We start from the raw sequence: 21126 nt of genomic DNA, 5'->3' as shown, positions 1-21126 counted from the left end.
AGCTTATACTTCAAAATCCTTTAGATTTTGACTCCACCTTTGACGATTTCGTCAACTCCACCTTCGAATCGTTTTCTGATTCGACTCCACCTTCAAAATCTTAACGATTTTGACTACCTCTTCAGCAACAGTAACAAGGTAGAACCTTGTTACTTAGCCTGCATACTCATCTCTTTATCCAACACATAAATATTGTATTTAGAGTCTTTGAAATTCTCATCCCAGTCTTCAAAGATCTCCTCAGCTTTTTCCTGGCTACCGAGATGTTTGCTGAGAGCTTCATAGAAAGTTTCTTCAGGTCTCTCCATACCCTTGTAATTGGTATAGGGAATGACTAATCCAATTCCACCTTCGCCACCAATTCGTCTCGACCAGGACCAAAAGTAAGGCCACTTCATCTCTTTGGCATTGTCGCTCAACACTTTTTTACTTTGTTCAATGCTGCTGTCTTTACCGAATTTTCCGTGAAACTCGGTAACGCCAAAATACATGAACTTACTGTTGTCGTCTGGCCAATTACTGTTCTCCATATCAAGCTCATAAAAGTAATGCTCGTATGAAGCAACATATTGGGAAACTTTGTCATTCCAATGTTGGGAAATGTTGTTCTTGTTGGCCCACTCTTTATAGTTGTCCAGGTCGCCCCAGGCTACACAACAGGTTCTGACATGATACTTATTCAGGTGTTTTCCAAGTAAAGGGCGGTAAGTATTCCACTCTCTTGGATCTTCCTTGTCCTGGCGGTATTCAAGGTGGTCTTTGAATGCTTCTTCAAACTTTTCTTCCATCCCCTCGACAGGGACCATTACCCACACTTCAGCAATATTTGTGACGGGTTGTTGCTCAGCGCGAGCCGTTATAGAAAGAGCAAAAAGAAGCGATAAAGCTATCGTCAATTTTGATAGGTTGATTAGATGTTTCATGGTCTCGTCCTAATTTACAGTATTGAGAATCCACAATAACCAAATAGGGGACCTTACCGAACGGCATTAAACACATGAAACTTTGGTTACGTGTATCCCGGTGCTAATTAGTCTAGCAAAGGCTGGTTTTTTGGCTAATTAAGGTGATAAAAACCAGAGACTAATACCAATCAAATTAGTTTGCAGTGATGAAAGGTTACGCTGGTCGTTGAAAATTAGCGGTAAGTTGTTGGTCTTAGTAACCTTTAACAGGCAAAAATAAAGGGCTGTAAAAGCCCTTTATACGCTAACAATGACTAGTGGTCACAGCTGCCTTCGGAATGAACGTGGCCGTGGGCAATTTCATCGGCGGTGGCTTCTCGGATATCCAGTATCTCAACGTCAAATACTAAGTCTAAGCCGGCCAGGGGGTGATTGCCGTCGACAGTGATGGAATCATCCTGAACATCAATGACAATGACCGTTTGTTCACCTTCATCGGTTTGCGCCCTTAACTGCATCCCAACATCTAAGTCTTCGATACCCTGAAATAATTCTTTTGGCACGGTTTGCACAAAACCATCATGGCGTTCGCCATAGGCCTGTTTGGCTTCAACTTCGACGGTAAATTTGTCACCAACCAATTTGTCATTTAGGGCATCTTCTAACCCTGGGATCAGAAACCCGGTTCCCTGAATAAACTCCAGAGGCTGGTGGTCGTAAGAACTATCAATAAGATTTTTCTCACTGTCCATTACGGCATAGTGCATTTTAACTACGGTACTATTTGCAATTTTCATTAAGTTTCCTATTCGTCGGTAAGGTCGTAGGGAAGCGGTATTTGCGTTAACACCGTATCTGCTAGATCTTTGATTCTAAAAATATCATCAACGTCTGTGTCATTGGCCAACACAGCCTGAATATAGAGTTCACCGTTATCAGCCTGGTAAAGGCTAGTAATGTTACCGCCACGGCGCCAGTTGTCGCCAAGTTGTTTTTCCAATAGCGAACTGGAATCGACAAGCTCGTTGGACTGGCCCTGAAGAGTAAACATAGCTCTTTTGTTCTTTCCAAGGTACTTCATCCGGGCAACCGTTTCCTGTCCCATGTAACATCCCTTGGTGAAACTGATACCACCTAAAGCCTGAACATTGAGCATTTGCGGCACGTACTCGCCGATCGCGCTGTCGCTTAAGTGAGGAAAGCCGTTTAGAATTTCCAAAAGGTTCCAGACGCAACCGGAATAAACCGGTAGTTCTAACCTTGTTAAGAATTTATCTAAAGATGCCTCTGGGCCTGCGAGTAGATAGCTATCGTGTCTGCCGGATACATATACCAGAGTCAGATCCTGGTGAGTGATTACAGGCGTTTTCTCAGAAGGTAGGTCGCCGATTTGAGAGGTTAATACGTTAGCGATATCGGTGCCGGCCAGCGCCAATACGCCACACTCACTGATGGCCAGCTCAGCCTTAGCGAATACGGCAAACTTCTGTAACTGAACAAGTGAGGCTTGTGCAGACTCTTTGCTCATTAGCATCATAACTTCGTCGTTATGTTCAAATAGCCTGAACACACTAAATACTTTGCCTTTAGCGTCGCAATGCGCGCCTGATAGAAGCATGCGCTCATTCAAGGTATCCAGATCACAAGTCAATTGTCCTTGCAGATAACTGTACTTTTCGTCACCGGAGACACAAATCGTTGCCATCGAATCCATGCGACAAGCAAAGGCAGTCGGCAAAGCGTCAAATTGCGGTTTGGAGGAGTCTGTTTTCATGTATATCTTAGTATGAGAGCTTATGCAGTAAATAGTGGGGTAAATTATCGCAATTTCAACCTGTGATGATGATTTAATTAACTAATTTCAGGAATAATCGCATTCTTGCTGGTCACAAGTCAGAAGACGTTGATACAATTAGACCGTTAAGTTTATTTCTTCAGAAGGTAATCAGGTTTTATTATGACGTTGGCAAAAAACAAAGCGAGATTGAAATGGGCATGCAGACGCGGCATGTTAGAGCTAGATGTTTTGTTCATGCCTTTTGTTGATGAGGCCTGGGAGTTTCTGGATGACGAACAAAAGCAAGTTTTTGAGCGTTTGTTAGAGTGTGACGACCCCGAGCTTTTTGCCTGGTTTATGGGACACGAAGAGTGCAAAGATGAACAACTTAACGCCATGGTCCAGCTCATCCTCAATCGAGTCAAAGTATAAATTCTCACCTCTGACAACGAGCCGTGTAAGATGGTTGGTTACCACGGTTTTATCCATTTCAGGCATGTGCCTGCTTATAGTCAATCATTGGCTGGTCTTTGATGGATTTTCTATAATCGCAGCCAGTCTGATAATGTTGTCATCATCGGCTGTTTTTTTATGGTTGAAATTCAGTTTTAAGGCCAACAGACGAACCAATCTTCTTTCGCCAATCTTTTATTGTGACAGTCGCGGCAACTTAAGCAATGCCACGCAGCAACGTTGGCGGCTGACTCAAGGATGCATTGTTGCCCCATGGGGGTGTTACCTTTGTTTTAAACCAGAGCAGGGGAGTATTGACTCAGGTCCAACTCATGGGCAATGGTTGTTTATTGATATGCTACCTAAAGCCCAGTATCGGAATCTGTGCCGGATCGTATCATTCGTTCAGCGAAAATAACGGGATTAGTCCGATATTGGCGTTAACACGGTGGCACTGCCATGGTTTAGCGTTTCAGGGTAATCCAGGGTGTAGTGTAATCCACGACTTTCTTTACGTTCCATTGCACTGAGTATCATCAGCTCAGCTACTTGTACCAGGTTTCTCAATTCCAATAGGTTATTACTGACTTTAAAGTGTCGATAGTATTCCTGAATTTCAGTCTGCAACATAGTTACCCGATTTAACGCACGCTGCAGTCGTTTATCGGTCCTGACGATCCCCACGTAATCCCACATGAATAATCTCAGCTCGTGCCAGTTGTGCTGAATGACGACCTCTTCATCGGAATTTGTGACTCGACTCTCATCCCATGCTGGAATGCGGATAATGCTGCTATTGGAATGTAAATTTTCTGTTATGTGCTCGGCTGCGGCGCGGGCAAAAACGATACATTCAAGTAGTGAATTACTTGCCATTCTATTGGCGCCGTGCAATCCCGTATAAGAAACTTCTCCTATTGCATACAGGTTGTCGACATCGGTTTGGCCATGATGATTTATCATTACCCCACCACAGGTGTAATGTGCAGCCGGAACCACAGGAAGCGGCTCGCGGGTCATGTCCATGCCTAACTTTGCGGTTCTCTCATAAATGGTCGGAAAATGATGCTTGATGAATTTTTCCGACTTATGGCTGATATCCAGGTACATGCAATCAGCACCTAGTCGTTTCATTTCGTAATCGATGGCTCTGGCCACGACATCGCGGGGGGCAAGTTCTCCTCGGTGATCAAATTCCGGCATAAAACGGCTGCCGTCGGGTCTTCTTAATATCGCGCCTTCGCCTCTTAACGCCTCGGTAAGTAAAAATGTTCCCGCTTGCGGGTGATAAAGACAAGTAGGATGGAACTGATTAAATTCCATATTGGCTACTCGGCATCCGGCTCGCCATGCCATGGCGATACCGTCGCCGCTGGCAACATCTGGATTGGAGGTATATTGATATACTTTGCTGGCTCCACCGGTAGCCAGAATCACCTTTTTGGCATGGATGGCTTCAACCTTTTCGATATTTCGATTCCAAACATAGGCGCCGATGCATTGTCTGCTCGCTTTGTCATTTTTATTAGATTTGGTGATTAAATCGATAGCATTGCAGCGCTCAAAAATTCGGATGCGAGAATGTTGACGGGCTTTATCGACGAGCGTCGTTTGCACCGCATGCCCGGTCGCATCGGCGGCATGTAAAATGCGCCGATGGCTGTGGCCGCCTTCACGGGTCAGATGATATTCGGTATTGCCACTGGCAGACTGGCGCTGATCAAATTCTACACCTTGATCAATGAGCCATTGCATCGAGGCTTTCGCCTGTTCAGCGGTAAAACGCACCATGTCTTCATCACATATACCACCCCCGGCAACTAAGGTGTCTTGTACGTGCGCTTCAATGGTATCGTTTTCATCGAAAACCGCGGCGATACCGCCTTGAGCATAGTAGGTGGAACCTTCATGAATCGGACCTTTGCTTAAGATAATGACGTCAGCTAACTGCGCCAGGTTTAGCGCCAAAGTGAGTCCTGCGGCACCACTGCCGATAATGAGGACGTCGCAGTTGTGTTGTTGATTCATGATTGCAAGTAATATTATGATGACGAACTGGGTTCGAATTTTAACGTAAAATCAGTGGAATACCAATGTGTAGCTGCTTGAGAGGCGTTAAATTAAGGCTTATATTGATGTTACGGGGAGTTTTTTTCATTCTCTTCATTTTTTTGCGAACTTTTTACGTTCATAGCAGTCATAATTGATGCGTTTGCCGAGAGCTGAGATGTTGTCATCGACCACAGTACGGTGACAGATACAAAGTATAAAGGGGAATTAGCTCTGATGAGCGAACAGAATGTTGACCAGATGTTGGTCGAACAGGTACAGAACGGAGATAAAAACGCTTTCAATTTGTTGGTGCAAAAATATCAGCAAAAAGTGATGAACCTGGTTTCTCGATACGTTAAAAACCAGGCTGACGTTGCGGATGTTACCCAGGAGGCTTTTATTAAAGCGTACCGGGCCATAGGCAGCTTTCGCAGTGAAAGTGCTTTTTATACTTGGTTGTATCGTATAGCGGTGAATACAGCTAAGAACCATCTGTTAGCAGGAAGTCGTAAACCACCAGGTTCGGATATCGAGGTGGAAGATGCGCAGATGTATGATAGTGGGGATGCATTACGGGAAAATGCATCGCCTGAACGGATGATTTTAACGGACGAAATTCGCCAACTAATTTTTAACACCATTGAACAGTTGCCCGAAGAATTACGAACAGCGATTAACCTTCGTGAACTGGATGGATTAAGTTATGAGGAAATAGCCAATATAATGGAGTGTCCCGTCGGTACGGTTAGATCACGTATTTTCCGTGCAAGGGATGCGGTAGATAAGAAAATCAAACCATTATTGCAGCGCTAATTGTGAGTTAAATTATGAGTAACAAAAATAGTGAATCAATATCCGCATTTCTGGATAACTATGATCTCGAAGGTTTATCTGTTGAGGACCTCAAGCAAGATCAACAACAGGTAGAAACCTGGGGACGTTATCACATGATTGGCGATATCATGCGCGGTGAGACCGGCGAATATGTGATGCCGGATTTAGCAAATGATATTGCTGTGGCGATTGCTGCAGAGCCGACGGTATTAGCACCGCAAAAAACGCCTTCCCTAACCAGCAAGGTTAAAGCTAAAGTCATTCAGCTTGCCAAGCCCGCGGGTCAGTTTGCTATCGCTGCCTCTGCTGCCGGGCTCATGGTTCTGGGTGTTCAACAAGCGAATGTTGTTGAAGAGGTACCACTGGTTCCTAGTCAGGTATTCCAGCCAATGCCATTTGGTGGCGTTGCCGACCCGGTGAGTTATAACTTTGAGCCAGCAAGTATTAACCAGCAAAAACAAGAGTTAATCAAAAGACAACAAAAGCTCCAGGCCATTTTGATGGATCACCAAAAACAGATCAAATTGCAAGACAATAGTCCCAAACCAGAACAGGCACAGGAATTACCTGAAAATTGATGAAGTCGGCATTATTTATACTCTTATCGGCAGCTATCAGTTTGCCGGTTCTTGCTCAGCAGTCTGATGAGGCGAAGGCCCCGGAAGCCTCCACCACTCAACCGGCAGAAGCTGAAGGTCCTTTGCAAATGCAGCAACCTACCGCGAAACAGTGGTTGCAACGCTTATCTACATCCCTGAGGGAACTCAATTTCGATACCTCGTTTGTCGTGGTGCGTAACAATCGCGCCGAGCCTTATCGATGGCTGCATGGCGTTGAAAATGGTCGGGAGCTGGAATTAATTTCTTTGCTCAACGGGCCAAGAAAAGAAGCGGTTCGAGTGGATAATACGGTAAGTTACTTTGAGTCAAACCAACAGCCGTACTCGGTGAACACCGACAGTATTAGCGGCCCAATCCCGAGAGCCTTCACCTCTGATATCGATAAGATTTATCAAAGTTATGACCTGGTGGAAGTTGGTAAAAGCCGTATCCTTGGCAGGCCGGCACAGTTAATCCGATTGGTGAGTAAAGACAAACAGCGCTTCGGTTATTGGATTTGGCTGGATATCGAAAGCGGTTTATTACTAAAAGCCGCTATTATCAACAATGAAGGCGAATTGTTGGAACAAATTCAGTTCACCCACCTGACTATCAGTGAAAACTCCAATGAAATGCTCAAGCAATTGCTTGAAGCTGAGTTGCCTGAAACCCATGAAAGCCCCAGTGAAGTAACTCAAGCCCAGCTGAGTTGGCGGGTCAACTGGCTACCTAAAGGCTTTGATATGCTAGAGTCCAATCAACATTACGTAGAACCCATTAATTTACCAGTAGATTTCCTGCTGTTTAATGATGGTTTGGTAGACGTGTCTGTTTATGTCAGCGCCACCGAAGAGGCTCCGCGTAAGTCCTCGGTCAATCAAACCGGAGCAACGGTTCTGCTATCGCAAATTCGTGAAGGCTACGAAATCACTGTGGTAGGAAAAGTCCCTGCCCAGACCGCGGACGCTATTGCCGACTCGATAACCTTCAACTAAATCCGGACTTCAACTAAACCCCCTGTGGTTTAGTTGACGGAGCACGCTTCGTTCCTAGCACATTACATTCCTAGCACGCCTCGCTCCTAGCACGCTTCGCTCCTAGCACGCTTCGCTCCTAGCACGCTTCGTTCCTAGCACGCTTCGCTCCTAGCACATTGCATTCCTGACACGTTTCGCTCCTAGCACATTGCATTCCTAGCACGCTTCGCTCCTAGCACATTGCATTCCTAGCACGCTTCGCTCCTAGCATGTTACACTCCTAGTAACTAGCAGCCAGGCGCAATCTTTGATTGCATGCCAGGAACGATTTTCAATCGTGTGCCAGGAGCTGTTTTTCAGTGTGTTAGTAGTTGTTCTTTAAACCCAAAAGCCTAAAACCGAAATCCCAAAACAGAAAGCGATATGTTAATATCGCTGTTAAAGCCAAACCTCGCGTCATTCCCTGATATTACAGGGAATCTAAGCCATAGGTTTAAGCTGAGATCCCGGCCTTCGCCGGGATGACGAACCGGACTTAAGCCGGATGACGAACCGGACTTAAGCCGGATGACGAACCGGACTTAAGCCGGATGACGAACCGGACTTAAGCCGGATGACAAAGCGGATGACGTTTAATTTTGTTGAAACCACATCCCGAAACCTAACACCAATTCATGAGTTTGTAATGATCGAAGAAACCGCACGCGTCACTCGCATTCAGGGGGACCTTGTTGATGTCGAAAGTGTCGTTAAATCCGGTTGCTCCAGCTGTCAGCAGGTCGATACCTGTGGCAGTGGACAAATCGCAAAGGGTATGAGTACTCGGTATCTGAAACTTACGATTCAATCTTCTCTGCCATTAAATGTTGGCGACGAAGTTGTTATTGCTCTGCCGGAAAACAAATTGTTGTCTGCGGCCATGCAGGTATACATTTTACCGTTAATCGGTTTGTTAATCGGTGGGGCGATAGGGCAGTATTTGTTGGTAGATAAGTGGCAGCTTCATGAACTGTTTGCCCTGCTGTTGGCAGCAGTTGCGAGTCTCTCAGGTTTTTTATTCGCTCGTTACTCTCAAAACCGGCCTGATACTCAAAAAGCGCTGCAGGTGAAAATCCTGAGAAAATGTGACAATTCCCATGCCGCTAACGCAATCGGCGTGAATATCCACAACAAATGATAGCCGCGAGGCGTGAAATTAGCTAAAATCACGCCATTATTGATTTTATTACACTCTACTTAGTTTTCCCTCTATGAAGCATATCCGAAATTTTTCAATCATTGCTCACATCGACCATGGTAAATCCACCCTGTCAGATCGTCTTATCCAATTTTGTGGCGGTTTGTCTGATCGTGAAATGGAAGCTCAGGTTTTGGATTCGATGGATCTTGAACGTGAGCGCGGCATCACCATTAAAGCCCAAAGTGTAACATTGGATTACAAAGCCAAAGATGGCGAGACTTATCAGTTAAACTTTATCGATACGCCGGGTCACGTTGATTTTTCTTATGAAGTATCTCGTTCTCTGGCTGCTTGTGAAGGTGCACTTTTAGTTGTAGATGCAGGTCAGGGGGTTGAAGCCCAGACCCTGGCAAACTGTTACACCGCGATTGAGATGGATTTAGAAGTGGTGCCAATTCTCAACAAGATTGATTTACCACAAGCTGATCCCGACCGTGTCAGTGAAGAAATTGAAGATATTATTGGTATCGACGCCACCGGTGCTGTCCGGTGCTCGGCGAAAACCGGTATCGGTATCGAAGATGTGCTTGAGAGCATTGTTGCCAATGTTCCGCCACCGAAAGGTGAGAAAGATGACAACCTGCAGGCGCTAATCATTGATTCATGGTTTGATAACTACCAGGGCGTTGTATCTTTGGTACGTGTCGTCAATGGTGAGGTAAAAGCTGGCGATAAGATGACGGTAATGTCCACAGGGCAAACACATGTCATTGATAAAGTGGGAATATTTACCCCGAAACAAACCGATACCGGGGTTTTGAAAACGGGTGAAGTAGGGTTTGTTATTGCCGGTATCAAAGAAATTCACGGCGCACCGGTTGGTGATACGTTAACTTTAACGCGTAAACCCGCAGCAGAGCCATTACCGGGTTTTCAAAAGGTAAAACCTCAGGTTTACGCTGGGATTTTCCCAATCAGCTCGGACGATTTTGAAAACTTCCGGGATGCGCTGAATAAACTAAGCTTAAATGATGCGTCGTTGTTCTTCGAACCAGAATCCTCGGGCGCCCTGGGCTTTGGTTTCCGTTGTGGCTTCCTTGGTATGCTGCACATGGAAATTATTCAGGAGCGTTTGGCCCGGGAATATGACTTAGACTTAATCACCACCGCGCCGACGGTAAACTATGAAGTATTGCGCACCGATGGTGAAATATTAACGATTGATAACCCATCTGATTTACCTGCGGTAAATGAAATTTCAGAGATTCGTGAGCCAATCGTTGAAGCACATATTCTTGTGCCACAGGAGCATTTGGGTAACGTTATTACCCTTTGTGTAGAAAAACGCGGTGTGCAAAAAAATATGACCTACCATGGCAATCAGGTAGCCGTTACCTATGAGCTGCCAATGGCGGAAGTGGTGATGGACTTTTTTGATAAGTTGAAATCAACGTCTCGTGGTTATGCATCATTGGATTATAACTTTGTACGATTTGAAGCATCGGATATGGTAAGAACCGATGTATTAATCAATGGCGATCGGGTTGATGCGTTAGCGATGATCACTCACCGTACAAACTCAGTTTCCCGCGGTAGACAACTTGTTGAAAAACTAAAAGAATTAATACATCGGCAGATGTTTGACGTTGCTATCCAGGCAGCCATTGGTAACAATGTTATTGCCCGTACAACGGTCAAACAGCTTCGTAAAAACGTAATCGCCAAATGTTACGGCGGTGACGTAAGTCGTAAGAAGAAACTATTACAGAAACAAAAAGAAGGTAAAAAACGGATGAAGCAGGTAGGAAGCGTCGAAGTACCTCAAGAAGCGTTTTTAGCCGTTTTAAAACTAGGAAAATAACAGGCTATGGCAATGTACTTTTCACTGATTTTGGTAATTGCAACGTTTGTCACGGGTGCCGTCTGGCTTCTGGATAAATTTGTATTTGCGCCAAAAAGACAGTTAAACCTGGCGGCGACTCAGGCGCAATGTGCGCAACCTTTGAGTGCAGAAGCGGAGCGTAAAATTGTCGAACCAAACGGATTTGTCGAAACGTCGGTACAAATATTCCCAGTTATTGCCTTTGTTATGGTCTTGCGCTCATTTATCTATGAGCCCTTTCAGATACCAAGTGGCTCAATGATGCCAAACCTGTTTGACGGTGATTTTATTCTTGTTAATAAATTCAATTATGGCTTGAGAGATCCGGTTACCCGCACCAAATTCTGGGAAAATGGTGCACCAGAGCGCGGTGACGTTGTGGTGTTTAAATACCCAGAAGATGAAAGAATCGACTATATTAAACGCGTAATTGGTGTCCCGGGAGACGTGGTGATTTATCGCAATAAGACTCTTTATATCCAGCCGGCATGTACCGATAAGACTGCAGATTGTCCAGGTGCTGAAAAAGTCTTAAATGATTTCATCGCTAGTGGTGAATATCACCAGCTCGATATGCCACTGACGCGTTATACCGAAAACTTACCCGGACGTGCTCATGAAATCCTGGTTAATAACAATACGTATCAACAAACCCGCCGATTCTATAATCAACCGGGCATGGTTCGCGGTCAGTGGGTGGTTCCTGAAGGCCAGTACTTTGTAATGGGTGACAACCGTGATAATTCTCAAGACAGTCGCTTTTGGGGGTTTGTTCCTGAGGACAATCTGGTTGGTGAAGCGGTTGCCATTTGGATGAGCTTTGATTTCGAGCGAGGCCAGGACAGTTGGTTACCAACCTGGATTCCAACTGGGGTGAGATTTGAACGAATTGGTGGAATCAACTAGTTGACTGGTATCGATAAATTACAACGTTTGAGTAATAAACTGGGATACCAGTTTAATGATAAGAGCCTGTTAACCCAGGCTCTTACCCATCGAAGTGCCAAGGGCAACAATAATGAGCGTCTGGAGTTTCTTGGTGACTCGATTCTTGGCTACATCATCGCCAACGAACTATACCAGCGATTCCCAGGTGCATCAGAAGGCGAACTTACCAGAATGCGTTCCAGCCTTGTAAGAGGCGTAACACTTGCTGAAATTGCCCGAGGGTTTGAACTAGGCGATTACCTGTTGATGGGACCGGGAGAACTGAAAAGTGGTGGATTTCGCCGCGAATCGATATTAGAAGATGCTACAGAAGCCATTATTGGTGCAGTCTACCTTGATTCCGATCTGCGCCAATGTCAGAAGCTAATAGGTCAATGGTTTGCTAAGCGCCTTGATGACATCAAGCCGGGTAAAGCGCAGAAAGACCCTAAGACACGATTGCAGGAATATTTGCAAGGGCGAAAGTTGCCTCTTCCTTGCTATGAAGTTATTGATACTGCCGGCCAGTCCCATAATCAGGAATTTACCGTGAGTTGTCAGGTAACTGGTATCGAACAAACTATTATTAGTAAGGGCACATCTCGTCGCAAAGCAGAGCAGGCGGCGGCACAACAGGCCTTGGAGTTACTAAATGTCTGAACAAACCCCACATTGTGGTCTGGTTGCCTTAGTCGGTCGTCCAAATGTCGGTAAATCGACACTACTAAACGCCTTACTGGGGCAAAAAGTAAGTATAACCTCTCGAAAACCGCAAACTACCCGCCATCGTATTCTGGGTATCTTGACCGAAGATAACAGGCAAGCAGTGTTGGTGGATACTCCAGGTTTGCATTCAGAAGAAAAACGCGCCATTAACCGACTAATGAACCGAGCTGCGAGTAGCTCAATTGCCGAAGTTGAGTTAATTGTTTTTCTGGTTGAAGGTACCCATTGGACCGACGATGACGAGCTGGTGCTCAACAAAATCAAAAAGAGTGGCCGCCCGGTAATATTGGCTATCAACAAGGTAGACAACGTTCAGGATAAAGAAGCGCTGCTGCCTCATCTGCAGACTCTTGGTCAGTTACATGACTTCAAAGATATTATTCCTATCAGTGCTACCAAAGGCGATAATGTCGATGAAATTCGCCAGCGTTGCTTAGAGGCGTTACCTGAGGGAGATTTCTGGTTTCCGGAGGACTATATCACCGATCGTTCTTCTCGATTTATGGCATCGGAAATCATCCGTGAAAAATTAATGCGATTTACCGGTGATGAACTTCCTTACTCAACCACAGTGGAAATCGAGCAGTTTAAAATTGATCAAAGTGGCATTGTTCATATTAACGCTTTGATATTGGTTGAGCGCAATTCACAAAAACGTATGATCATCGGCAACAAGGGCGAAAAACTTAAAGTGATTGGCCGTGAAGCGCGTCGTGATATCGAAAACCTTGTGCAACGACAAGTATTTTTAGAGACCTGGGTGAAAGTCAAATCCGGTTGGGCCGATGATGAAAGAGCGTTACGTAGCTTGGGTTACGGAGACGATTATTCAGGATAAACCATGGGCAGGGACGAGGAATTAGGGTTACAGACTGTTTACTTGCTGCATTCTCGTCCATATCGGGAAAATAGCCTGCTATTGAACCTGCTTTCAGAACAGCATGGGCACATTAGTGCCGTAGCCCGTGCAGGCGCAAACCGCAAGAGCTCTGTTCGCGCCCAGCTCCAACCTTTCTCATTGCTTCAGGTTCAACTTAAAGGCAAAGGCCAGTTGCTGAACTTAACTCAAATTGAAGCTGCGGAACTACCATTACCCCTGACAAAGCAATTCTTGTATAGCGGCTTTTATTTAAATGAGCTTTGTGTTCGCATCCTGCCGCAAAATATCAGCTGTGATGATCTGTTCCGTCATTATCATCACTCATTAATAGCGTTAAATCATCAAAACCCTATTGAACCGGTTTTGCGTAAGTTTGAATTCACTTTGCTAAACGAGCTTGGCCTGAGTCTCGATTTTTCAGTGCTGGATGACGAAAATCAGGTCCAGGAAGGGGACTCTGAGTATTGGTACTTTTTGCCCGAGCAGGGCTTTGTTGCTGCCGATTACCAGAGTCGCACAAATCGATATTCTCGTCAGCACTTATTCGCGATCCGGGATGGTAATTTGCAGGATCCAGACGTACTATTGACCTGCAAGGTACTGATGCGACAGATATTTAAGCCATTGCTAGGCAACAAACCATTACAAAGCCGAAAGTTATTTGCCTATAGCAAATCCTGACTTTGGAACATTGAGAGTAGTAAAACCATGAAAGATATTTTATTGGGTGTAAATGTGGATCACATTGCAACACTTAGACAGGCCAGGGGCACCAGTTACCCAGACCCGGTACATGCGGCATCTGTTGCCGAACACGCTGGCGCTGATGGCATCACGATTCATTTACGCGAAGATCGACGCCATATTAACGACCGCGACGTCGAAGTCATGGCCAGAACTCTGCAAACCAGAATGAACCTGGAAATGGCGGTAACGGAAGAAATGCTCAATATTGCCGCAACCATTAAACCGAAATTTTGCTGTCTGGTTCCAGAGAAACGTGAAGAGTTAACTACTGAGGGCGGATTGGATGTAGCCGGACAACTAGACAAAGTTACCGACGCGGTATCAAGACTCAAAAGCCATGGTACGACGGTAAGCCTTTTCATTGATGCGGATATACAGCAAATAGACGCCGCTAAGTCAGCAGGGGCGCCATTTATTGAGATTCATACCGGTCAGTATGCAGAAGCTGAAACCGAAGCTGAAATGCACGAGGAATTGGCGCGCTTAATCAAAGGAATTGAATACGCAGATTCCATTGGCCTGAAGGTAAATGCTGGTCATGGTTTGCATTACTTCAATGTAAAACCTATCGCCGCGATACCTCAAATTATTGAGCTTAATATTGGCCACGCCATTATTGCTCGCGCCGCTATTGATGGTTTGGACAAAGCGGTGCGTGATATGAAGCAGCTAATGCTCGAAGCGCGAGCGATGGAATTAAATCCGTTTACTGCCGCAAGCGGGCATTAAACTCAAAACGCTAAGCGTTTTGAAGGTTTTAACCAGGGACGGTTTATATGCCGAAAATGCACTAATACATGGAAGTATGTAGGTAGAATAACGCAGGAGCAGTTATCGAGGAGCAATTTTCGGTGGAGTCGACGCAAAGCGTCGAAGGTGGAGTTTACAAAAACCGTAAAAGGTGGAGTCGAATCAAAAGTGATTCGAAGGTGGAGTCGAATCAAAAGTGATTCGAAGGTGGAGTCAAAACAAAAGGCGTTTTGATGGTGGAGTTGAAACAAAAAACGTTTCAAAGGTTTTAACCAGGGACGGTTTATATGCCGAAAATGCAGGAGCAATTTTCGGTGGAGTTTCAGCGAAGCTGAAATGGTGGAGTCGAGACTATTAGTCTCGAGGTAACTTTTCGTCATTTCCAGCTACGACTGGAAATCAAAGTAAAGCACATCGGTAGAGTCCACCATAAATACGACGCTTGGGAGTATTTACTCCACCTTCGGTAGACTCCACCATAAAATTGACGCAGTGGAAATTTTACTCCACCAAATAAGGTGGGAGTGTTACTCCACCTTAATTACGACTTCAGGAGTACATTATGTCCGTTGTTGGCATTGGCAACGATTTAATTGAAATCGCTCGGATTACTGAGATGGCAGACAGAGCCAGGGAGAAACTCTCTAGACGGGTATTAACCGAATCAGAGTTGCATATTTATGGCAGCCATAATTTCCCAGAGAGATTTCTCGCTAAGCGCTGGGCGGCAAAAGAAGCAGCAGCAAAGGCTCTGGGGAAGGGCATTGCTGACGGTGTATCATTCCAGCACTTTGAAGTGACTAACCTGGACAATGGCCAACCACAACTCACCCTTTCTGGCCGCGCATTAGAAATTGCCGAGCAGCTTGGTGCCAATTCCTTTCACATAAGCCTTTCCGATGAACAACATTACGCAATCGCCTTTGTCGTTTTAAGCAAGTGATCAAAACAGAAGACGTTTTAAAGGTGGAGTCGACGCAGAGCGCCGAGGGAGGAGTCGAATCAAAAGTGATTCGAAGGTGGAGTTGAAACAAAAAACGTTTCAAAGGTGGAGTTGAAACAAAAAACGTTTCAAAGGTGGAGTTTACGCATGCGTAAAGGGTGGAGTTTCAGCGAAGCTGAAATGGTGGAGTCGAGACTATTCGTCTCGAGGTTGCTTTTCGCAAACCAACATAACAGCTAGATCCCGGCCTACGCCGGGATGACTCGGAAGGAGACAGTTTTTTGTCAGTGCGTTAGCTGTCACCTAAAAACCGCAAGCGGAGCAGGTTTTATCCACCGACGATAGTCTGCCAACTAGATGTTATGTCATTTCCAGCTACGACTGGAAATCAAAGTACAGCACATCGGTAGAGTCCACCCAAAATGTGACACAGTGGAATATTTTCTCCTCAGAAAATTGCTCCTGCATTTTCTGTTTACCGACCATCCGTGGTCATAACCCTCGTCAGACTCCACCTTACATACGACGCTAGGGAGTATTTACTCCGACTTAGGTAAAAGCTTAATTAGGGTTTTACCTAATTAGGCTTTTACCTAGTTGAGTTTTTCCCATCCAGGCTTTTCGTTATTTCTTCGCTGGCATCGATAAGTTTGTCAATCTCGTCAAACATTTCCAGAAGCTCCGGCTCGATGCTCGCCAGATCCTGCTCACCTAACTGGGTTTCAATTTCCCGGCAAACTTTTTCTAATCTTGGAACACCGTTATAACAACATGCGCCGTTAAGTTTATGGACGGCCTGAATAAAGCCTTGTTGGTCGTTATTTTCCAGATGTTTTTGCAGCGTCGCTTTGGTCTCCGGCAACGATTTTAACAACATCGACAGCATATCTTTGGCAAGTTCCGGTCGATTACCCGAACGCTCGATGGCGAGTGACCAGTCGATGACACTCTTGTACTTACTTATCGGGAATATGTCCTGTGGGGCGACTTCCGGGCGACTATAAACCAGTGCCGGCTCTTCCATTCCGTGCTCATATAAATAGTGCTTTAACAGGGTTTCATCTATCGGCTTGGTCATATAACCAAAGAACCCGGTTTCCAGCATTTTATCTTTTTCGCCCTGCAATGCGTGCGCTGTCACTGCCACTACTGGGGTATCACTATTGAGCGTCGTTAAGCGAATTTTTTCCATGGCGGTGATACCGTCCATGATTGGCATCTGAATATCCATAAAGATAAACGCGAAGCGCTCTTTAGAGGCCAAATCAACAGCTTCTTTACCATTGCTGGCGGTGACAACCGACTCAGCCAGCTCAGACAATAATGTACTGATTAATTTTAAATTGGCCTCATTGTCATCAACAGCGAGAACTTTGATTGCAAGTTTTTTCTGAGGTAGGGCTTTCGGTGAAGACTGCGCTGCAATCTTATCGTCTTTTGATATGAGCTGTGCGAGCTTATTCGCCATCATCGGTTTGCTAAAACAATTGCGTGCCCCAGCAGAGATAAAGGCTTCCGAGAGGTTCACGGCATTGGAGTTAACGGCAACGAAAATGTCTTCAACATATTGATGTAAGTTGTGAACTAATTGCCTTGAATCATCGATGTTGGATTCAAGCAAGTGAATACCTACTACGGCCATATCAAAGGATTGTTCTTCACTGGTTTGCAAAAGCTGTTCGGTGCTGGTTACCACTGCTACCTGCATTTGCCAAAACTTAAGCAATTCGTTAATCGCCAGGCGACAGTGCGGTAGGGGGTCGTAAACTATGACGCTTTTGCCCTTTAAGTCACTCGGGTATGGTTTGCTGTCAATTGGCAGGGGATTAAGTTGGCATTGCCATTCGAACCAGAAAGTCGTTCCCTGATCGGGGCGACTCTCAAAACGAATATCGCCATTCATTTCCTGAGCAAGACGTTTGGAAATAACCAGACCTAACCCCGTACCACCATACATACGGGTAATACTATTGTCAGCCTGGCCAAAGGCTTCAAACAAGTTTTCCTGTTGCTGCGAACTAATTCCAATGCCGGTATCTTTAACCGCAATCACAAGTTGAATATTCGAGTCTTCAAGTATCTTATAATCAATATCAATCTCGATCGAGCCGGTATCGGTAAATTTAATCGCGTTACCTACCAGATTCGTCAGAACCTGTTGAATACGCATCGCATCACCGATAAGAGCATCCGGTAAATTAGGGTTGATACGTACCGAAAAATCCAGGTTCTTGTCGTTGGCGGCTGGCGCCAACAAGGTTACGGCTTCTTCAATCGTGGCGTTAAAAGCAAACGGTATGTTTTCTATGATGAGACGGTTGGAATCAAGTTTCGAGAAATCGAGAATATCATTGATGATAGTAAGCAGACCATTGGCTGAACGTTCAATGGTACTTAAATAATCTCGCTGAGTATTCGATAACGGGGTTTTTAATACCTGACGGGTAAAGCCGATAACGCCGTTTAATGGTGTGCGTAATTCGTGACTCATGTTCGCGAGGAATTCAGATTTAACCCGGCTAGCTTCTAATGCTCGGCGCTTGGCTAAATCGAGTTCGACGTTTTGAATCTCAAATTGCTCAAGGCTTTCTCGTAAATCCGTTGTCGCCTGATCAATGTTTCGGTCTAAATCATTGTGATAATCGCGCAACGAGAAAAACAAAATGTTCAAGCCTTTGCGAAGCTCCTCAAGCTCACCTTTATAATAAGCATCGATTTGCGTGTCGTAGAGGCCGTTGCGCATCCGGTCGATAGCCAGGTTCATTTGTTGTACCGGAATCGCAATCCGGTTAATGAGCCGGTTTGCAAACACACCAGATAACAATACCGACATCAGGATTATCAAAAATGAGACGATATACAGGCTTTGTTCATGCATGGTGATATCGGTTCTGTCTACGACCAGCAGCAGATATCCCAGTAACTGCCTTTCACGCTGCCCATCTACGGTATATTGATTTAAGGTAATTGGTGAGGTGTAAAGGTAGTAATCTTCAAAAGCAACAAACTGAGTGTTAGCAAGGTTGTTGCGTATCTCAGCTGTTAGCAAAACACTGCTATCAACGTCTTGGCGACTAACCGCAACCGTCTCCAGCCGGTCGCTCAATATCAGCATGTTATCGAGTAAATCGTTTTGATTTACCTGTAATTCTTTTAATAACTCATCCAGGAATCGTACGTTATTATTTCTTAGCCCAGACTGAGCGCTGATTTTTAGGGGCTGGGAAATCGCATTAACACGGTAAAACAAGCTGGCTTCGAGATCGGATATTCGTGAAAACGTGAAGAAGCCGGCCAAACTGAGTCCAATTACGGTAGTTGGCAAGATGGTTAATAATATTACCCAATCGCGCAGACTGATTTTAAACATATAGGTACAGAAACCGTGTTAGAATTGTTTTTGTTTAAACTTCTCTCATCATGGCATAACTCGTGCAAAAGTTGTAGTCGAAGCGACACTCGCTTCGACTACAACTTTTGCACGAGAGAGGAATCGAAACGTTAAACGGCATACGTTTATCGTTTCGAAGGTGGAGTCGACGCTGAGCGTCGATGGTAGAGTTGAAACGTAAACGTTTCAAAGGTGGAGTTGCAGCAAAGCTGCAATGAACAGACACAGTCGTTCATCGTTAGAATCCACCATCAATACGACGCTAGGGAGTGTTTACTCCTCAGAAAATTGCTCCTGCATTTTCTGTATACCGACCATCCGTGGTCATAACCATCGTTAGACTCCAACTTAAAATGAGACGCAGCGGAACATTTTACTCCCACTTCGTCAGCTATAAGTCTTTAGCTGACGAACTATCGGAATTCTTATGGTAAAAATTTTTAAATCCCCTAAACGGCAAAACAACACTGAGCAAAAAATTCAAGTCGATATCTTGCGGTTTGATATGAACGGTGACGGTGTTGCCCGCCACGGACAAAAATCTGTATTTGTTGCCGGCGCATTACCTGGCGAAACAGTGGAAGCCAAAGTGGTCTGCGAACAGTCAAAGTTCATCCGGGCGAAGGCTATTAAGGTGAGTAATGCCAATGCTCAGCGCATCACCCCAGATTGTAAGCACTTTTATCAGTGTGGTGGTTGTGATTTCCAGCATATGGATGGTGAGTTGGAACTCAGTGTTAAAAAACAAAAAATCGATGAGGTTTTCAAGAGAAATGCTGGCGCTGAAAATCTACCTTGGCAGCCGCCAGTGGTATCGGAACCCTGGCATTATCGACGCAAGGCGAGGATTGGCGTTCAATACAATCGCTTAAACGAACCGAGCATTGGCTTTCGCCAGAAAAATTCCAAGCATATTACGCCCATTAAATCGTGCCCAACTTTGGTACGCCCCCTCGCGGATGTATTTCCGCCACTACAAAAACTTATCGAACAATTGGCTGGTCGTCAGGTCATAGGCCACGTTGAGGCTTTTTATACTGCCTACGTGACTCTGGTGTTTCGATATCTAGGAAAATTATCCGAAAAAAACCGCCAATCTTTGCGTCAGTTTGGCCTTGAACATGATTACCGGATATTGGTTGTCGATGATCAACAGACCATAGATTTGTCAGCCAATGGCAATTCTCAATTGTCCTATCAAATCGATGATTGCCAATTATACTTTTCGCCAAGGGATTTTATTCAGGTAAATGCAGAACTGAACAAGGCAATGGTGGAGCAGGCGATAGCGTGGTTGTCGTTGGATATGAATGACAGTGTCTTGGACTTATTTTGCGGCCTGGGTAATTTCAGCTTACCCATTGCAAAGCGGGTTAATTCTCTGGTTGGTGTTGAAGGTGTTCAGGAAATGGTAGACAGGGCCACTGCCAACGCCAAGGCGAATGGTGTCAACAATTGTCAGTTTTATCAGGCCGACCTAAACGCCGAAAATCTAGTGTGGCCATGGCAGGAAAACCTTGCTTTTAATAAAGTGTTGTTAGATCCAGCAAGGGCAGGAGCCATTGGTGCGATTAAGCCTATTGCTGAGTTAGGGGTAGATAAGGTACTTTATATTTCTTGCGATGCTGCAACTATGGCTCGGGACAGCCAACTATTGCTAGCATCTGGATACAAACTCGAAAAAATAGCGTTATTAGATATGTTTGCCCAGACCCGCCATGTTGAGACGATGGCGCTCTTTCACAAAACCAACCCCCGGTAGCGGTTTTGTGAAAGGTGGAGTCGACGTATGGCGTCGATGGTGGAGTTGACGTAAAACGTCAATGGTGGAGTTGAAACGGAAAGCGTTTCAAAGGTGGAGTCGAATCAGAAAACGATTCGATGGTGGAGTTGCTGCTCAGCTGCAAAGGAAGTGAACTTAATATCCCAAAACGCGACGCAGTGGAGCGTTTTGCTCCACCTTCGGTAGACTCCACCATAAAATATGACGCAGTGGAATATTTTACTCCACCTTCGTCAGACTCCACCCAAAAGCGCGATATAGGATAGAGAGTGATTTTATTCTTCGTTAGACTCCACCATAAAATATGACGCAGTGGAATA

At 45.1% G+C, this 21126-nt stretch carries 19 protein-coding genes; 14 read left to right on the top strand and 5 right to left on the bottom strand.

Going from position 1 to position 21126, the window contains the following annotated elements:
• Positions 1–149: 149 nt before the first annotated feature.
• The 3 genes from FNC98_RS12135 to ygfZ all read right to left on the bottom strand — a co-directional run bounded on the left by FNC98_RS12135 (position 150) and on the right by ygfZ (position 2679).
• A complete protein-coding gene (locus FNC98_RS12135) occupies positions 150–923 on the bottom strand; it encodes a hypothetical protein (protein WP_143581489.1) in 774 nt (257 codons plus the stop codon).
• 296 nt (positions 924–1219) lie between these two features.
• Complete coding sequence (locus FNC98_RS12130) at positions 1220–1702, bottom strand: peptidylprolyl isomerase (protein ID WP_143581488.1); 483 nt, start codon at positions 1700–1702, stop codon at positions 1220–1222.
• A gap of 8 nt (positions 1703–1710) precedes the next feature.
• Positions 1711–2679 (bottom strand): tRNA-modifying protein YgfZ, encoded by a 969-nt coding sequence (gene ygfZ, locus FNC98_RS12125; protein WP_143581487.1) that lies wholly within the window; start codon positions 2677–2679, stop codon positions 1711–1713.
• A 183-nt stretch (positions 2680–2862) separates the two neighbouring features.
• On the opposite strand from ygfZ, the gene FNC98_RS12120 reads away from it, so the two are divergent.
• Both FNC98_RS12120 and FNC98_RS17110 read left to right on the top strand, forming a co-directional pair.
• Positions 2863–3114, top strand: coding sequence for a succinate dehydrogenase assembly factor 2 (locus FNC98_RS12120; protein ID WP_143581486.1), 252 nt, complete (start codon positions 2863–2865; stop codon positions 3112–3114).
• A complete protein-coding gene (locus FNC98_RS17110) occupies positions 3062–3553 on the top strand; it encodes a protein YgfX (RefSeq protein ID WP_409574555.1) in 492 nt (163 codons plus the stop codon). Before FNC98_RS12120 ends, FNC98_RS17110 begins: the two co-directional genes overlap by 53 nt.
• 5 nt (positions 3554–3558) lie before the next feature.
• Here the strand turns inward: FNC98_RS17110 and nadB are convergent, their stop codons facing one another.
• The gene (nadB, locus tag FNC98_RS12115; RefSeq protein WP_143581485.1) at positions 3559–5163 is read right to left on the bottom strand and encodes an L-aspartate oxidase; all 1605 of its coding nucleotides are present in this window, start codon (positions 5161–5163) and stop codon (positions 3559–3561) included.
• A gap of 258 nt (positions 5164–5421) precedes the next feature.
• Here nadB and rpoE point away from each other — a divergent pair, with 258 nt between their 5' ends.
• From rpoE to acpS, 11 genes are all read left to right on the top strand, one after another.
• Positions 5422–6000 (top strand): RNA polymerase sigma factor RpoE, encoded by a 579-nt coding sequence (gene rpoE / locus FNC98_RS12110; RefSeq protein ID WP_143581484.1) that lies wholly within the window; start codon positions 5422–5424, stop codon positions 5998–6000.
• 14 nt (positions 6001–6014) lie between these two features.
• A complete protein-coding gene (locus FNC98_RS12105) occupies positions 6015–6599 on the top strand; it encodes a sigma-E factor negative regulatory protein (protein WP_143581483.1) in 585 nt (194 codons plus the stop codon).
• The gene (locus FNC98_RS12100; protein ID WP_143581482.1) at positions 6599–7615 is read left to right on the top strand and encodes a MucB/RseB C-terminal domain-containing protein; all 1017 of its coding nucleotides are present in this window, start codon (positions 6599–6601) and stop codon (positions 7613–7615) included. Before FNC98_RS12105 ends, FNC98_RS12100 begins: the two co-directional genes overlap by 1 nt.
• 607 nt (positions 7616–8222) lie before the next feature.
• Positions 8223–8774 (top strand): SoxR reducing system RseC family protein, encoded by a 552-nt coding sequence (locus tag FNC98_RS12095; RefSeq protein ID WP_185967957.1) that lies wholly within the window; start codon positions 8223–8225, stop codon positions 8772–8774.
• A 73-nt stretch (positions 8775–8847) separates the two neighbouring features.
• A complete protein-coding gene (gene lepA / locus FNC98_RS12090; protein ID WP_143581480.1) occupies positions 8848–10638 on the top strand; it encodes a translation elongation factor 4 in 1791 nt (596 codons plus the stop codon).
• A 6-nt stretch (positions 10639–10644) separates the two neighbouring features.
• Complete coding sequence (lepB, locus tag FNC98_RS12085; protein WP_143581479.1) at positions 10645–11565, top strand: signal peptidase I; 921 nt, start codon at positions 10645–10647, stop codon at positions 11563–11565.
• Positions 11566–12246, top strand: coding sequence for a ribonuclease III (rnc, locus tag FNC98_RS12080; protein WP_409574554.1), 681 nt, complete (start codon positions 11566–11568; stop codon positions 12244–12246).
• A complete protein-coding gene (gene era, locus FNC98_RS12075) occupies positions 12239–13150 on the top strand; it encodes a GTPase Era (protein WP_143581478.1) in 912 nt (303 codons plus the stop codon). The genes rnc and era overlap by 8 nt, the downstream gene beginning before the upstream one ends.
• A gap of 3 nt (positions 13151–13153) precedes the next feature.
• Positions 13154–13873: a DNA repair protein RecO gene (recO, locus tag FNC98_RS12070; protein ID WP_143581477.1), complete on the top strand. Its 720-nt coding sequence runs from the start codon at positions 13154–13156 to the stop codon at positions 13871–13873.
• Positions 13874–13900: 27 nt separating this feature from the next.
• The gene (gene pdxJ / locus FNC98_RS12065) at positions 13901–14668 is read left to right on the top strand and encodes a pyridoxine 5'-phosphate synthase (protein ID WP_143581476.1); all 768 of its coding nucleotides are present in this window, start codon (positions 13901–13903) and stop codon (positions 14666–14668) included.
• Between the two features lie 583 nt (positions 14669–15251).
• Positions 15252–15632 (top strand): holo-ACP synthase, encoded by a 381-nt coding sequence (gene acpS / locus FNC98_RS12060; protein ID WP_143581475.1) that lies wholly within the window; start codon positions 15252–15254, stop codon positions 15630–15632.
• Positions 15633–16221: 589 nt separating this feature from the next.
• Here acpS and barA read toward each other — a convergent pair.
• Complete coding sequence (gene barA, locus FNC98_RS12055) at positions 16222–19002, bottom strand: two-component sensor histidine kinase BarA (RefSeq protein ID WP_143581474.1); 2781 nt, start codon at positions 19000–19002, stop codon at positions 16222–16224.
• A 448-nt stretch (positions 19003–19450) separates the two neighbouring features.
• Between barA and rlmD the strand changes: the two genes are divergently transcribed.
• Positions 19451–20785: a 23S rRNA (uracil(1939)-C(5))-methyltransferase RlmD gene (gene rlmD, locus FNC98_RS12050; RefSeq protein WP_143581473.1), complete on the top strand. Its 1335-nt coding sequence runs from the start codon at positions 19451–19453 to the stop codon at positions 20783–20785.
• The last annotated feature ends 341 nt before the right edge of the window (positions 20786–21126 follow it).

It is taken from the genome of Thalassotalea sp. PS06, from assembly GCF_007197775.1.
In the GTDB taxonomy this organism is placed as follows: Bacteria; Pseudomonadota; Gammaproteobacteria; order Enterobacterales; family Alteromonadaceae; genus Thalassotalea_A.
This window is presented reverse-complemented; position numbering and strand designations above follow the sequence as displayed.